Source organism: Brevundimonas sp. (assembly GCF_965227765.1).
Lineage (GTDB): Bacteria > Pseudomonadota > Alphaproteobacteria > Caulobacterales > Caulobacteraceae > Brevundimonas.
Genome location: NZ_OZ245778.1, coordinates 1,233,278 through 1,247,674, shown reverse-complemented (window position 1 = coordinate 1,247,674; position 14,397 = coordinate 1,233,278). Strand labels below are relative to the sequence as shown.

Genomic DNA, 14,397 nt, shown 5'->3' with positions numbered 1-14,397 from the left:
ACATTTCGTCCTTTCGCAATCACCTGCGACAACCTGCCCCCACGTCGGGCCGATGGATGGGGCTCCGAGCGGAACGGATGCACCGGCGACGGCTTCATAAAGGCCAAGCCTTGATGGATGCCGCCCCAGGACTCGCCTGCCATGTATCGACTGCGTTTCTCTCCCGCCCTCGTTTCCGCCCTGGCCCTCAGCGCCGCCCTGTCGGCCTGCGGGTCGCCTGAGCCAGAACCCATCTCGACGGATGGGGGCGTCGCCATCGTCGCTGCGCCCGAGCGACCGATGGCCAACGGCCTGTCGGTTCAGGCCATCGAACAGGCCGTGTTCGCCGCGCCTCAAGCCTCAGCCCCAGCCCAGGCTCCTGCTCCGGCGCAGCCGCAGCCCGGCCAGACGCCGGCCGCCTCCACGCCCCCTGCCCAACCTGCGCCCGACATGCCGCGCGCAGACCTGATTCGCGCCCAGATCCTGCTGGATCGCTCGCCCTGGTCGCCAGGCGCCATCGACGGACTGGACGGCGTGGCCATGAAGCGGGCGGTGAAGGCCTTCCAGACCGCCAGCGGCGTCACCGCGACCGGCGAACTGGACGCCGCGACCTTCGCCAAGCTGATCGGCTCGGACGACCGCCCGGTGCTGTCCGGCTATCAGATCACGGCCCAGGACGTCGCCGGCCCCTTCATCGGGACCCTGCCCGACACCACCGAGGCCAAGGCCCAACTGTCGGCGCTGGGTTTCGCCACCGCGCGCGAGGCCCTGGCCGAAAAGTTCCACATCACCGAGGCCCTGCTCGAAGCCCTCAATCCCGGCGTCGATTTCGCGAGGGCGGGCCAGACCATCGTCGTGCCGGCCATCGCCACCGCGCCCCTGTCGGCCGAGGTGGCGCGGATCGAGGTGCGCAAGGCGGACGGCACGGTCGCCGCCTTCGACGCATCGAACCGCCTGCTGGCCGTCTATCCGGCCACCATCGGCAGCGAGGAGCGCCCTGCCCCTTCGGGCGACCTGAAGGTGGTCGGCGTCGCCAACGAGCCCGACTACACCTATGATCCAACCCGTCTTACCTATGGAAACGGCAAGGAAAAACTCGTCGTCGCGCCCGGCCCCAACAACCCTGTCGGCACTGTCTGGATCGACCTGTCGCGCGACACCTATGGCATCCACGGCACGCCCGAGCCTCAGGAGATCGGCAAGACCGCCTCGAACGGCTGTGTGCGCCTGACCAACTGGGACGCCGAGCAACTGGCCGCCGCCGTCAAACCGGGCGTGGACGTGAAGTTCATCTAGTCGGGCTCCACGGCCCCGAACATCGTCGCGTCCCAGAAATCGCACTGGTGACGCGGGCCGAAACCGCTGTCCATGCGGTCGCCCTCCGGGTCGAAGATGCGGATCGGCCCGCCGGTCGCGTCGGAACGGGGCCATGCCGCGTCGAAGTCGGGATCGTGGCCAAACCCGGCCCACAGCGTCATCATCCGCTCCGACAGGGCGCGCTGTTCCGGTGTGAACTTGGCAGGGTCGGCGAAAACCCAGCGCGTGCCGAACAGATAGACCAGCTCCGAGGCATGGAAGGCGCCCATGTCGTAAGGCAAGAGCCAGTCGGGCACGACCATCGGCGCGTCCCGGTCCACGAACTCATATCCGTAAACCGGCACATGGCGGGCCAATAGCCGCCGCATCGCCTGGGCCGGGCACGAGAACCTCTGGTCGGTGAAGCTGCGCGCCATGGTCAGGCCCGGTCCATCCGGCCCGACCGGATAACGCTCGATGACCTCGGCGCCATGGGCCCCGTACATCCAGCGCGTCTCGTCGTTGTAGCGGTGCATATCCTTGACCTCGACCGCAAACAGCCGACCCTCGTCGGCGTTAGAGCCGATGATGACGGGCGTCTTGACGAAGGCGCCCGTGGCGAAGGCCTCGGGCGGGCTCAGCGGAACCATGGCGTCGCCGTACACCGGCCCCCAGGACCCCGGCCCGTTCAGGCCGCTGCGCGTAGAGGCCGCGCGGGCGATCCGCCGGTTCGAGGTGGCGCGCAGGCAGGCCACGGCGTCGTCGCCCTCGCATCCCACAGACGCCGCAAAACCGGGTCCGGCCAGAACCGCCGCGTCCACCGCGTTGACAGAGGTCGGTTCAAGACACGGGCCGCTCTGCAGGATCAACCGGCTCCACAACCCTTCCGATCCAGGCGAGGCCATCAACGAACAGGCGCTCCAGGCGCCGGAGCTTTCGGCGAACAGGGTCACGTCGCCGGGATAGCCGCCGAAGGCTGCGATATTGTACTGAACCCAGCGCAGCGCCGCCTGCTGGTCCATCAGGCCCCAGTTGCCGCCGCGTCCATCGCCATCGGCCTCGAAACCCGGATGGGCCAGCCAGCCCAGGGCGCCGAGCCGCGAATTGACCGTGACGACGATCCGGTCCTGTTCCCTGGCCAGTCGCGAGGGATCGTAATTGGCGCCCGAGCCGATGGTGAAGGCGCCGCCGTGCAGATAGACCATCACGGGCCTGGGCCCGCTCGTCTGCGCCGCCGGGGCGTAGATGTTCAGGTACAGACAGTCTTCGGAGCCCACCACGATCCCGCCGCCGCCGCCCAGCACCGCGTGCCGCCCCAGCGCCTGGGTGCAGTCCGATCCGGTCCGCGAGGCGTCGCGCACGCCCTCCCATGACGCCACCGGGGCCGGGGCCCGCCACCGACGCTCGCCCACGGGCGGCGCGGCGAAGGGCACGCCGAGGAAGGCTGTGACGCCCGCCCCCTGAACGCCGCGAAGGGTCCCCTCCCGCGTCGTCGCCAATACGCGCTGGGCGTCGGAGGCGAAGCGGACCGGGAAGACCTTGCCCGGATGTGTGGCGCAGGCGGACAGCAACAGCAGAAGGCACAGGGAGAAAAGACGCATGCCCCTTATTGCCCTCGGATCACGGCCGAAAATAGAGGGCCTCTTCACCACTGCCCCCCGGACGCAAAACGGCCCCGGAGATCGCTCTCCGGGGCCGGTCTGTATCATCAGTCACGGTGTGCGCTCAGGTAGCGAGCGACCGCGTCGTGAGCGTAGCGCCCTCGACTATTCCGTGATCTTGGCCACGACGCCGGCGCCGACGGTCCGGCCGCCTTCGCGAATGGCGAAGCGCAGGCCCTGGTCCATGGCGATGGGCGTGATCAGCTCGACGTTCAGCTCGGCGTTGTCGCCGGGCATGATCATCTCGACACCTTCCTTCAGGTGAACGATGCCGGTCACGTCCGTGGTGCGGAAGTAGAACTGAGGGCGATAGTTCGTGAAGAACGGCGTGTGACGGCCGCCTTCTTCCTTGGTCAGGATGTAGGCTTCGGCGACGAACTTGGTGTGGGGCGTGATCGAGCCGGGCTTGCACAGAACCTGGCCGCGCTCGACGTCTTCACGCTTGGTGCCGCGCAGCAGCACGCCGACGTTGTCGCCAGCCTGGCCCTGGTCCAGCAGCTTGCGGAACATTTCGACGCCCGTGCAGGTCGTCTTCTGGACCGGACGGATGCCGACGATTTCGACTTCTTCACCGACCTTGACGATACCCTTTTCGACGCGACCCGTGACCACGGTGCCGCGGCCCGAGATCGAGAAGACGTCTTCGACCGGCATCAGGAAGGGCAGGTCGACCGGGCGTTCCGGTTGCGGGATGTAGGCGTCGACGGTTTCCATCAGGGCCAGAACGCGCTGTTCGCCGATTTCCGGGTTCACGCCGTCGGTCGCGGCCTTGGCCGAACCCATGGTGATCGGAATGTCGTCGCCCGGGAACTGGTAGGACGAAAGCAGCTCGCGCACTTCCATTTCGACCAGCTCGAGCAGCTCGGCGTCGTCGACCAGGTCGACCTTGTTCATGAACACGACCAGGGCGGGCACGCCGACCTGACGGGCCAGCAGGATGTGCTCGCGGGTCTGGGGCATCGGGCCGTCGGCGGCCGACACCACCAGGATCGCGCCGTCCATCTGGGCGGCGCCGGTGATCATGTTCTTCACATAGTCGGCGTGGCCGGGGCAGTCGACGTGGGCGTAGTGACGGTTGGCCGTCTCATATTCCACGTGCGCGGTGTTGATCGTGATGCCGCGGGCTTTTTCTTCCGGAGCCGCGTCGATGTCGGCATAGGCCATGGCCTTGGCGCCACCGGCCTTGGCCAGGGTCATCGTGATCGCCGCCGTCAGCGTCGTCTTGCCGTGGTCAACGTGACCGATCGTGCCGATGTTGCAATGCGGCTTGGTGCGTTCGAACTTTTCCTTGGCCATGGCCAAACTCCTGATGGCCCGGGTTGAGGGGCGCTGTGTGCAATCAAAAACCTGGAGCGGGTAGACGGAATCGAACCGACATATTCAGCTTGGAAGGCTGCTGTACTACCATTGTACTATACCCGCACGGAGACGGCCTCAGCCCGCACGATCCCGAAGGACTGAGCGGGGCCTCGACCGCCGAACCGATATAGGGACCCGATCCTCGTTTCGAAAGCGCGTGGTGGGGGAAGTAGGACTCGAACCTACGAAGCTTACGCAGGGGATTTACAGTCCCCCCCCTTTGCCACTCGGGACATTCCCCCAGCGCGTTCTCGAACCGTCCAGACCAAGTGATTTCGATGTTTCCACCGTCATCACGACAAAAGCCTTCGGTATCCTGACACGCCTGAGATAGAGGGGGCGCCAGACCCGAAAGCCCTAGGGCTCCAAATCGGAGGGCGTCTTATAGTGTCGAGAAATCCAGAACGCAACGACCGGAAACCAGGCAAAAAGCCTGTCTTCGGCGCCAAGGGTCCAGGCGGGCCAGATATGCCTCGAAAGGGCGGGTGGAACCCGAACCCCAAGGAAAAAAGCTTCGCAGATTCAGGGCCTCGCGCTCCGGCGCGCGCCAAGGAAGGCGCAGACAATTTTGTCTGGGGCCGTCATCCGGTGCTGGCCGCACTGGCCAATCCGGCTCGAAAAGGCATGGGGCGGCTGCTGGCCACCGAGGATCGCGCCGCCGAGCTTGAGCGCGACAAACTGAATCACGGCCACAAGATCGAGGTGATTGATTCTCAGCTTCTGGAGCGGATGCTGCCCGTCGGCGCCGTCCACCAGGGCCTGGCCTTCAAGGTTACGCCCCTGGACGGCGTGCCCCTGGACGAGATCGCCGATCCGGCCGAAGGCGTCATCGTCATGCTGGACCAGCTGACCGATCCTCAGAACGTCGGCGCCATCTTCCGCTCGGCGCTCGCTTTCGGCGCACGGGGCATCGTGGTGCAGGACCGGCATTCGCCCGCCCTCGCCGGCGCCCTGGCCAAGGCGTCTGCCGGCGCCACCGAGCGCCTGCCCTGCGCGCGGGTGACGAACCTGAGCCGCGCGCTTGAGCGACTGGCCGACTTGGGCTGGCGCGCCGTGGGTCTGGACGGATCGTCGGAAGAGACGTTGGAAACCGCCCTGGACGGTCGCCCGACCGTGCTGGTCATGGGATCCGAAGGCGACGGCATCCGCCGCCTGGTGGCCGAACATTGCGATGTCCTGGCCAAGATCCCCATGCCGGGCGGCTTCGAAAGCCTGAACGTCTCCAACGCCGCCGCCGTCGCCCTCTATGTCGCCACCCAGAAGCAGGGCTCGACGAAATAGGGCGCCAAATCGTCGCACGAACCGTCTTGGCGCATCCCCGCCGCCTCGCTAGAGACCGATCATGGAATCCCTGATCACGCCCCTTCTCGCCAGTCAGTTGGCCGCCCTCGGCCAGGTGCTGATGATCGACCTGGTCCTGGCCGGCGACAACGCCGTCGCCGTGGGCCTGGCCGCAGCCGCCCTGCCCGCCGAACAGCGGCGCAAGGCGATCCTGGTGGGGCTGGCGGCGGCGGTGGTGCTGAGGATCGGGTTCGCCCTGATCACCGTCCAGCTTCTGGCCATCGTAGGCCTGTTGCTGGCCGGCGGCGTCCTGCTGCTGTGGGTCTGCTGGAAGATGTGGCGCGAACTGCGCGAGGCGGCGACCCACGACCAGGCCGAGGCCCAGGCCGAACTGGAACTGGCCGCCCAGATCGAGCACGGCACCGGCCCGTCGCCCGAGGAACTGGGCCTGAAGCGCAAGACCTTCGGCGCCGCCCTGCTGCAGATCATGATCGCCGACGTGACCATGTCGCTGGACAATGTCCTGGCCGTCGCCGGCGCCGCCCACGACCATCCCTGGATCATGGTGTTCGGCCTGATCCTGTCCATCGCCCTGATGGGCCTGGCCGCGACCTTCATCGCCAAGCTGCTGAATAAGTATCGCTGGATCGGCTATATCGGCCTGGTCATCGTCCTGTACGTCGCCCTGCACATGATCTGGGACGGCGCCCGGTCGGTCATCGTCCGCACCGACCGGATGGAGGCGTTCAACGCCTCGGCCCCCGCCTTCCTCGACATCTCGGATGAGGATGCGGCCAAATACCTGCGCGGAACCAAGGGCGGCGCGCATGGCGCTCCAATGGGCGCGGCCCCGGCCGGAGCGGGACATTGAGCCCCGTCGCCGCGATCACGGTCGAAGAGGCCCATGCCCTGCTGACGGCGGATGAGGCTGTGCTGATCGACGTGCGCGAAGCCGACGAGTTCGCGGCCGCCCGCATCGACGGCGCCGTCTTTGCGCCGCTGAGCGAGATGCCCGCCGTCTGGCAGACGCTGACCTTCCCGGCGGGCAAGACCATCATCGTCCAGTGCCTGAAGGGCGGACGCAGCGCCCAGGTCTGCGGCTTCGTCGGTCCGACCGGCCCGGACGGCCAGGCGGTCGTCAACATGACCGGCGGCATCCAGGCCTGGCACGCGGCCGGACTGCCGATCCTACAGGGCTAGAGGCTTAAGCCTCGGCGCCGCCGAAGCGCTCGGTCCATTCGGCGACCTGGACATCCTCGATCTTCTTGAACAGGACCTCGGCGGCCTGAACCTTCTGACCGATGGGCAGGGCGTTGAGCACGTCCTCACCCGCCGCCGGCCATGACAGGTCCGATGCGCCCACCGAGGCCGCGATCTTCTCGGCGCTGAAAGGCATGACCGGCGCCGCCAGCCGGGCGAACAAGGCGACCAGGTTCAGGCCTGTGCGCACGCCCACGGCCGAGCGTTCGACATCGGTCTTGAACGCGGTCCAAGGCGCGGCTTCCTGCAGGTACTCGTTGCCCAGCACCCAGGTGGCGCGCAGGGCGACGGCGGCCTTTCGGAACTCCATCGCCTCGAACTGGGCCGTGGCCTCGGCGATACCGGCGGCGATGTCCTCGGCCAGCTTGGCTTCCAGGGGGCCGGGTTCGCCCGCGTCTGGCACCACGCCGTCGAACTTGGATTCCGTGAACTTGACGATGCGGTTGACGAAGTTGCCCAGCACGTCGGCCAGATCCTTGTTCGTCGTCGACTGGAACTGTTCCCAGGTGAAGGCCGCGTCCGAGCCCTCGGGGCCATAGGCGGTGAGGTGCCAGCGCCAGTAATCGGCGGGCAGCAGCTCCAGCGCCTGGTCCATGAAGACGCCGCGCTTCTGGGAGGTCGAGAACTTGCCGCCGTACCAGTTCAGCCAGTTGAAGGCCTTGAGCTGATCCACCGTCTTCCAGGGCTCGCCCGAGCCGATGATGGTCGCGGGGAAGCTGACGGTGTGGAAGGCGACGTTGTCCTTGCCCATGAACTGGACGTAGCGCACGTCGTCGGCGCCTTCGTCCAGACGCCACCAGTCGCGCCAGGTCGTGCCGTTCTTCTGCGCCCACTCCTCGGTCGCGCCGATGTATTCAATGGGGGCGTCGAACCAGACGTAGAAGACCTTGCCCTCCATGCCCGGACGCGGTCCGCCGTCGGGGCCGACCACCGGCACGCCCCAGGCCAGGTCGCGGGTGATGCCCCGGTCGATCAGGCCTTCGTCCAGGTGTTTGAAGGCGATGGACTTGGCCAGGGTCTGCCAGTCGGATTTGGATTCGACCCAGGCGCGGATTTGGGGCTCGATCTTGGTCTGCAGCAGATAGAGGTGGCGGGTGTCGCGCACCTCGATATTGCGGCTGCCCGAGACCGACGAATAGGGATTGATCAGGTCGGTCGGGTCCAGCAGGCGGCCACAGTTGTCGCACTGGTCGCCGCGCGCCTTTTCATAGGCGCAGTGCGGGCAGGTCCCCTCGACATAGCGGTCGGGCAGGAAGCGGGCGTCATCGACCGAATAGACCATCTGGTCCACCCGCTCCTCGATCAGGCCGTTCTTCTCCAGCGCCTCGGCGAAATGCTGGGTCAGGCGCTGGTTCGGCGCATTCGACGACCGGCCGAAATGGTCGAAGCTCAGGCCAAAGGCTTCGCCCGCGGCCCGCTGGATCTCGTGCTGCTCGTCGCAATAGGTGCGGACGTCCTGACCGGCGGCGGCGGCGGCCAACTCGGCCGGGGTGCCATGCTCGTCGGTGGCGCAGATATAGAGGACATCGTTGCCCTGCCCCCGCTTGAACCGCGCCCAGACGTCGGCCGGCAGCATCGAGCCCGCCAGATTCCCCAGATGCTTGATGCCGTTGATGTACGGCAGGGCCGAGGTGATCAGAATGCGAGACATGGGAATCCGGTCGTCAGGGAAGCGGTGGATATAGAGTGACGAAGGCCGGACGGCAAAGGCGTCGCAAAACCTAGGCCGCCACGCCCCTCGCCGCCTGACCCGGCTCGTAGTTCAGGATGGGCGACAGCCAGCGTTCGGCGGTCGCCACGTCCCAGCCCTTGCGCCGCGCATAGTCCTCGACCTGGTCCAGATCGATCTTGCCCACCCCGAAATAGTGGCTGCCCGGATGGCCGAAATACAGGCCCGAAACCGAGGCCGGCGGCGTCATGGCATAGCTTTCGGTCAGGGCCATGCCGGCGTTCTGCTCGGCCTGCAGCAGGCGGAACAGGGTGGCCTTTTCCGTGTGGTCGGGCTGGGCCGGATAGCCGGGGGCGGGGCGGATGCCCTGATACTGTTCGGCGATCAGGTCGTCGACGCTGGTGGCCTCATCGGGCTTGTAGCCCCAGAGTTCGGTGCGGACCTTCTTGTGCAGAGCCTCAGCGAAGGCCTCGGCCAGGCGGTCGGCAAGCGCGGTGGCCATGATGGCGGAATAGTCGTCGCCCGCGTCCTTGAACCGCTTGGCGATTTCCAGCTCGCCGTGACCCGCGGTGACGGCGAAGGCGCCGATATAGTCGTCGCCTTCCTCGGCGATGAAGTCCGACAGGGCCAGGTTGGGCTTGCCGTTCGACTTCTTGATCTGCTGGCGCAGGGTGTGGAAGCGGGCGATTTCCTCGGAGCGCGTCTCGTCGGCATAGACGGCGACGTCGTCGCCGACGGCGCGGGCGGGCCAGAAGCCGACCACGCCTTTGGCCGTGAACCATTTCTCGTCGACGATCCGCTTCAGCATGGCCTGGGCGTCTTTGAACAGGTCCTGCGCGGCCTCACCGACGATCTCGTCTTCCAGGATCAGCGGATAGCGACCGATCAGCTCCCAGCTGGCGAAGAAGGGGGTCCAGTCGATGTGATCGGCCAGGTCGGCCAGATCCCAGGCGTCGAAGGCCTTCACCCCGATGAAGGACGGCTTGCCGGGCATGACGGCGGCGGGATCGACCTTGAAGCGGTTGTCGCGCGCCTGTGGCAGGGTGGCGCGGGCCTTAACCTCCTGGCCGCGCGCGTACTGCTCGCGGATGCGGATGTATTCGTCGCGGGTTGCGGCCTCGTTCCTGGCCCTGTCGGTTGGAGACAGCAGGCCTGACACCACGCCGACCGCGCGCGAGGCGTCGATGACATAGGTGGTGGAGCCTGATCTGTAGCCGGGCTCGATCTTCACCGCCGTATGGGTGCGGCTGGTGGTGGCGCCCCCGATCAGCAGGGGAATGTCGAAGCCGCGACGCTCCATCTCACGCGCCACAAAGACCATCTCGTCCAGAGACGGCGTGATCAGGCCAGACAGGCCGACGATGTCCACCTTGTGCTCGATGGCGGCGTCCAGGATGCGGTCGGCCGGCACCATGACGCCCAGGTCGATGACCTCGTAGTTGTTACACTGCAGCACGACGCCGACGATGTTCTTGCCGATGTCATGGACGTCGCCCTTGACCGTGGCCATCAGGACCTTGCCCGCCTGCTCGCGCGGCTTGCCTTCCTTTTCGGCCTCCATGAAGGGGTTCAGCCAGGCCACGGCCTGCTTCATCACGCGAGCCGACTTCACCACCTGCGGCAGGAACATCTTGCCCGATCCGAACAGGTCGCCGACCACGTTCATCCCGTCCATCAGCGGACCTTCGATGACGTGCAGGGGCCGTTCGAACGACAGGCGGGCTTCTTCGGTATCCGCCTCGATGAACTCGGTGATGCCATGGACCAGGGCGTGGGCGATGCGGGCCGCGACGGGCTGCTCGCGCCATTTCAGATCGACGACGCGCGCGGCGCCCTTTTCGCCCTTGTAGGTCGGGGCCATGTCGACCAGCCGCTCGGTGTTGGACACATTGGTCCGCTGCGGCCGGTTCAGGATCACGTCCTCGACGGCCTCGCGCAGGGGCGGATCGATGTCGTCATAGACCGGCAGGTCGCCGGCGTTGACGATGCCCATGTCCATGCCCGCATTGATGGCGTGGTACAGGAAGACCGAGTGGATCGCGCGGCGCACCGGCTCGTTGCCGCGGAAGCTGAACGAGACGTTCGACACCCCGCCACTGATGCGGGCGTAGGGCAGCGTGGCCTTGATGACCTTCACCGCCTCGATGAAGTCGACCGCATAGTTGTCGTGTTCCTCGATCCCCGTCGCCACGGCGAAGATGTTGGGATCGAAGATGATGTCCTCGGGCGGGAAGCCGACTTCGTTGACCAGGATGTTGTAGGCGCGGGTGCAGATCTCGATCTTGCGCGCGGCGGTGTCGGCCTGGCCCACCTCGTCAAAGGCCATGACCACGACGGCGGCGCCGTAGCGCAGGCATTTGATCGCGTGCTCGCGGAAGGCCTGTTCGCCCTCCTTCATCGAGATCGAGTTGACGATCGGCTTGCCCTGAACGCACTTCAGGCCCGCCTCGATCACCTCCCATTTGGAAGAGTCGATCATCACCGGCACGCGGGCGATGTCGGGCTCGGCGGCGATCAGATTGAGGAAGGTGCGCATGGCGACGGCGCCGTCCAGCAGCCCCTCGTCCATGTTGATGTCGATGATCTGGGCGCCCGCCTCGACCTGTTGGCGCGCGACGTCCAGCGCCGCCGAATAGTCGCCGTCGACCACCAGCTTACGGAATTTGGCCGAGCCGGTGACGTTGGTCCGCTCGCCGACGTTGATGAAGATCGGACGCATCAGGCAACCAACTCAAAAGGCTCTAGTCCGCTCAGCCGCATGGCGACCGGGCGTTCGGGGATCTCGCGCGGGGCCAGCTTGGAGACGGCCTGTGCGGTGTGGGCGATGTGGTCCGGCGTCGTGCCGCAGCAGCCGCCAACAATATTGACCAGGCCAGACGCAGCCCATTCCTCGATGGCGTGGGCGGTCTCGTGCGGCTCCTCGTCGTACTGGCCCATGGCGTTGGGCAGGCCGGCGTTGGGATAGGCGGCGACCAGCGTATCCGCGACCCGGCTCAGTTCGGCGATGAAGGGCCGCATCAAATCGGCGCCCAGGGCGCAGTTGAAGCCGATGGCGAAGGGCTTGGCGTGTCGCACGCTGTTCCAGAAGGCCTCGGCGGTCTGGCCCGAAAGCGTCCGGCCCGAGCGGTCGGTGATGGTGCCCGAAATCCAGATCGGCAGGGCGTCCATGCCCTCGTCCTCAAGGTCCTTGATGGCCTTGATACAGGCCTTGCAGTTCAGCGTGTCCGTGATGGTTTCGATCAGATAGAGGTCGACGCCGCCCTCGTTCAGCGCCTTCACCTGCTGGCGATAGGCCTCATAGACCTGGTCGAAGGTCACCAGCCGCGCGCCCGGATCATTCACGTCCGACGACATGGACAGCATCTTGGTCAGGGGGCCGATGGAGCCGGCGGCGAAGCGCGGCTTGTGCGGCTCCCTCTCGGTCCAGCGGTCGGCGGCGGCGCGGGCCAGTTTTGCGCCTTCCAGATTGATGTCCCAGACGGCCTGGGCGTCCAGATGATAGTCGTCCTGGGCCAGCACGGTGCCCGAGAAGGTATTGGTCTCCGAGATGTCCGCGCCCGCTGCGTAATACTGGTCGTGCAGGTCGGAGATGATGTCGGGCCGGGTGATGCAGAGGATGTCGTTGTTCCCCTTCATCTGGTGCTTTTCGTCATAGCCCTTGGCCGCAACGAAGCGGTCGCCGCGGAAGTCGGCTTCTTCCAGCCCGCGCCGCTGGATCATGACGCCCCAGGAGCCGTCGAGGACCAGGATGCGTTCCTTGGCCGCCGCATGCAGGGCGGCGATCCGCTGAGGGCGGGTGAGAGGGGTCGTCATTACGCTGCAGCCTTGGTTTCACGCACGCCCAGCACCCGACAGATGGCATAGACCAGGTCGGCGCGGTTCAGAGTGTAGAAGTGGAAGTCCGAGAAGCCCTCTTCTTGCAGCCGCGCGCAGGTCTCGGCGGCGACCGAGGCGGCCAGCAGCTTGCGGGTCTCGGGATCGTCGTCCAGCCCATCGAAATGGGCGGCCAGCCACTCGGGCACCGACGTGCCGCACGAACCGCACATCCGCACCAGACCGGCGAAGTTGGACACCGGCATGATGCCGGGGATCAGGGGGATGGTCACGCCCGCCGCCCGCACCCGGTCGCGAAAACGCAGGAAGGCGTCGATGTCGAAGAAGAACTGGCTGACGGCGCGGGTCGCCCCGGCGTCGATCTTGGCCTTCAGCACGTCGATGTCGTGGTCGATCGAGGGACTTTCCGGGTGGCGTTCGGGATAGACGCCCACGGTGATGTCGAAGCCGCCGACACGGCTGATAGCGCGGGTCAGTTCGGTGGCGTTGGCATAGCCGTCGGCGCGGGGCTGATAGACACCGCCGATACCTGCCGCGCCGGGCGGGTCGCCGCGCAGGGCCACGATGTGGTTCACGCCGATGGCCTTGTAGCTTTCGATCACCTCGTCGACCTCGGCGCGGCTGGCGTCGACGCAGGTCAGGTGGGCGGCGGGCTTCAGGGTGGATTCCGTCAGCATCCGCTGGACGGTGCGATGCGTGCGCTCACGCGTTGAGCCCCCGGCGCCATAGGTCACCGAAACAAAGGCGGGGTGCAGGGGCTCCAGCCGGCGCACGGCCTCCCACAGAGTCTCTTCGGCCTTGTCGGTCTTGGGCGGGAAGAATTCGAACGAGACCTGCACCGGGTTGGCGTTCTGGCCAGCGCGCGCGACCGGACCCAGCGGCGACAGCAGCAGCGCCCGGGCGGCAGCCAGGTTGGCGCCCGGGCCGGACAATCCGGCGGGCAAGGCGGCAGAGGAAGTCATCAGGCGGCGCTCTTTATGGAATGGGAACGGACCGGCCGTGTCGCCGTCCAGATCAGGACCGTCAGGCCATCCTTGTCAGGCCCGTTCGTATCGGGCGGCATGACGATGGGGGGCGTCGGCTTCAGCCCCGCCTCGCCCAGCCAGCGCGAAATCTCCTCGTCGGAGAAGCCCAGGCGGCGATGCTGATGCTCTTCTCGCAGGGATTCCAGCTCATGCGGCGCGAAGTCGACAATCAGCAGTCGACCACCGGGCGAGACCAGACGCGCCGCCTCGACCACCGCCGCGTGGGGGTCGTTCAGATAGTGCAGGACCTGATGCACGATCACCAGGTCCGCGCTGCCCCCCGGCAGCCGGGTCGAAAAGATATCGCCGTGGCGCAACTCGACCTTGTCCAGCCCGGCCTTGGCCACACGGGTCCGCGCCAGGTTGAGCATGTTGTGGCTCAGATCCAGGCCGACCGAGGTCTTTGCCCGCGCCCCCAGCAACGTCAGCATCCGCCCCGAGCCGGTCCCCAGATCGACGATCCGCTCGAACGGCCCTGGCCCGGCAGCGGTCTCCACCGCCCGCTCGACGGCCGACTCGGAGACATAAAGCGACCGGATATGATCCCAGCGAGGCGCCACCTGTTCAAAATAAGCCGAAGCGGCCTCGGCGCGTTCGGCGCGGACCTCGTCCAGCCGGCGGTGATCCCCCTCGCCCGCCGCATCGTCCAGCACGTCCAGCACGCTGTCGATCAGGCCCCGATGGACCAGTTCTGACGACAGGCGATAGAAGACCCGCGCGCCATCTGGAAACCGCTCGATCAACCCGGCGTCGGCCATCAACTTCAGGTGACGCGACACGCGCGGCTGGCTTTGGTCTAGAACGCGGGACAGCTCCATCACCGACAATTCCTCACGCGCCAGCAGCGACAGCACGCGCAGCCGCGTCGGCTCGCCGATGGCGCGAAGGGCTTCTACAGTCTGGTCAGCGTCGAGGGACATAACGACATATAAGGATATCCTTATATGATTTGGCAAGCGTAAACGCCCCGTCATGGGTTTCGCGAAGGATTTGTCGGCGGGGCGCGTTCAACCCTCGACACACGGAGATCGCC

The 14,397-nt window shown here is 66.6% G+C and carries 11 protein-coding genes and 2 tRNA genes; 4 read left to right on the top strand and 9 right to left on the bottom strand.

Going from position 1 to position 14,397, the window contains the following annotated elements; all coding sequences use genetic code 11:
* The first annotated feature begins 141 nt into the window (after positions 1-141).
* The gene (locus ACO05L_RS05970) at positions 142-1,275 is read left to right on the top strand and encodes a L,D-transpeptidase family protein (RefSeq protein WP_421731256.1); all 1,134 of its coding nucleotides are present in this window, start codon (positions 142-144) and stop codon (positions 1,273-1,275) included.
* Here the strand turns inward: ACO05L_RS05970 and ACO05L_RS05965 are convergent.
* The 4 genes from ACO05L_RS05965 to ACO05L_RS05950 all read right to left on the bottom strand — a co-directional run bounded on the left by ACO05L_RS05965 (position 1,272) and on the right by ACO05L_RS05950 (position 4,537).
* Positions 1,272-2,876 (bottom strand): carboxylesterase/lipase family protein, encoded by a 1,605-nt coding sequence (locus tag ACO05L_RS05965; protein WP_421731255.1) that lies wholly within the window; start codon positions 2,874-2,876, stop codon positions 1,272-1,274. The two genes, ACO05L_RS05970 and ACO05L_RS05965, sit on opposite strands and share 4 nt — an antisense overlap.
* A 165-nt stretch (positions 2,877-3,041) precedes the next feature.
* Positions 3,042-4,232 (bottom strand): elongation factor Tu, encoded by a 1,191-nt coding sequence (gene tuf / locus ACO05L_RS05960; RefSeq protein ID WP_421728755.1) that lies wholly within the window; start codon positions 4,230-4,232, stop codon positions 3,042-3,044.
* A gap of 52 nt (positions 4,233-4,284) precedes the next feature.
* A tRNA-Gly gene (locus tag ACO05L_RS05955) sits at positions 4,285-4,358 on the bottom strand.
* Positions 4,359-4,453: 95 nt separating this feature from the next.
* A tRNA-Tyr gene (locus ACO05L_RS05950) sits at positions 4,454-4,537 on the bottom strand.
* A gap of 145 nt (positions 4,538-4,682) precedes the next feature.
* Here ACO05L_RS05950 and rlmB point away from each other — a divergent pair.
* The 3 genes from rlmB to ACO05L_RS05935 all read left to right on the top strand — a co-directional run bounded on the left by rlmB (position 4,683) and on the right by ACO05L_RS05935 (position 6,776).
* Positions 4,683-5,576: a 23S rRNA (guanosine(2251)-2'-O)-methyltransferase RlmB gene (gene rlmB / locus ACO05L_RS05945; RefSeq protein WP_421731254.1), complete on the top strand. Its 894-nt coding sequence runs from the start codon at positions 4,683-4,685 to the stop codon at positions 5,574-5,576.
* A gap of 61 nt (positions 5,577-5,637) precedes the next feature.
* Positions 5,638-6,447, top strand: coding sequence for a TerC family protein (locus ACO05L_RS05940; protein WP_421731253.1), 810 nt, complete (start codon positions 5,638-5,640; stop codon positions 6,445-6,447).
* The gene (locus ACO05L_RS05935) at positions 6,444-6,776 is read left to right on the top strand and encodes a rhodanese-like domain-containing protein (RefSeq protein ID WP_421731252.1); all 333 of its coding nucleotides are present in this window, start codon (positions 6,444-6,446) and stop codon (positions 6,774-6,776) included. Before ACO05L_RS05940 ends, ACO05L_RS05935 begins: the two co-directional genes overlap by 4 nt.
* Positions 6,777-6,780: 4 nt before the next feature.
* Here the strand turns inward: ACO05L_RS05935 and metG are convergent, their stop codons facing one another.
* The 5 genes from metG to ACO05L_RS05910 all read right to left on the bottom strand — a co-directional run bounded on the left by metG (position 6,781) and on the right by ACO05L_RS05910 (position 14,284).
* Positions 6,781-8,487: a methionine--tRNA ligase gene (metG, locus tag ACO05L_RS05930; protein WP_421731251.1), complete on the bottom strand. Its 1,707-nt coding sequence runs from the start codon at positions 8,485-8,487 to the stop codon at positions 6,781-6,783.
* Between the two features lie 70 nt (positions 8,488-8,557).
* Complete coding sequence (gene metH / locus ACO05L_RS05925; protein WP_421731250.1) at positions 8,558-11,224, bottom strand: methionine synthase; 2,667 nt, start codon at positions 11,222-11,224, stop codon at positions 8,558-8,560.
* Positions 11,224-12,318: a homocysteine S-methyltransferase family protein gene (locus ACO05L_RS05920; RefSeq protein WP_421731249.1), complete on the bottom strand. Its 1,095-nt coding sequence runs from the start codon at positions 12,316-12,318 to the stop codon at positions 11,224-11,226. Before ACO05L_RS05920 ends, metH begins: the two co-directional genes overlap by 1 nt.
* A complete protein-coding gene (metF, locus tag ACO05L_RS05915) occupies positions 12,318-13,301 on the bottom strand; it encodes a methylenetetrahydrofolate reductase [NAD(P)H] (RefSeq protein WP_421731248.1) in 984 nt (327 codons plus the stop codon). Before metF ends, ACO05L_RS05920 begins: the two co-directional genes overlap by 1 nt.
* A complete protein-coding gene (locus ACO05L_RS05910) occupies positions 13,301-14,284 on the bottom strand; it encodes an ArsR/SmtB family transcription factor (RefSeq protein ID WP_421731247.1) in 984 nt (327 codons plus the stop codon). The genes metF and ACO05L_RS05910 overlap by 1 nt, the downstream gene beginning before the upstream one ends.
* Between the last annotated feature and the right edge of the window lie 113 nt (positions 14,285-14,397).

Bases quoted from the DNA above. Each gene is read 5' to 3' on its own strand.
- ACO05L_RS05970 (WP_421731256.1), top strand. From the start codon at position 142: ATGTATCGACTGCGTTTCTCTCCCGCCCTCGTTTCCGCCCTGGCCCTC.
- ACO05L_RS05965 (WP_421731255.1), bottom strand. From the start codon at position 2,876: ATGCGTCTTTTCTCCCTGTGCCTTCTGCTGTTGCTGTCCGCCTGCGCC.
- tuf (WP_421728755.1), bottom strand. From the start codon at position 4,232: ATGGCCAAGGAAAAGTTCGAACGCACCAAGCCGCATTGCAACATCGGC.
- ACO05L_RS05940 (WP_421731253.1), top strand. From the start codon at position 5,638: ATGGAATCCCTGATCACGCCCCTTCTCGCCAGTCAGTTGGCCGCCCTC.
- metG (WP_421731251.1), bottom strand. From the start codon at position 8,487: ATGTCTCGCATTCTGATCACCTCGGCCCTGCCGTACATCAACGGCATC.
- metH (WP_421731250.1), bottom strand. From the start codon at position 11,224: ATGCGTCCGATCTTCATCAACGTCGGCGAGCGGACCAACGTCACCGGC.
- ACO05L_RS05920 (WP_421731249.1), bottom strand. From the start codon at position 12,318: ATGACGACCCCTCTCACCCGCCCTCAGCGGATCGCCGCCCTGCATGCG.
- metF (WP_421731248.1), bottom strand. From the start codon at position 13,301: ATGACTTCCTCTGCCGCCTTGCCCGCCGGATTGTCCGGCCCGGGCGCC.
- ACO05L_RS05910 (WP_421731247.1), bottom strand. From the start codon at position 14,284: ATGTCCCTCGACGCTGACCAGACTGTAGAAGCCCTTCGCGCCATCGGC.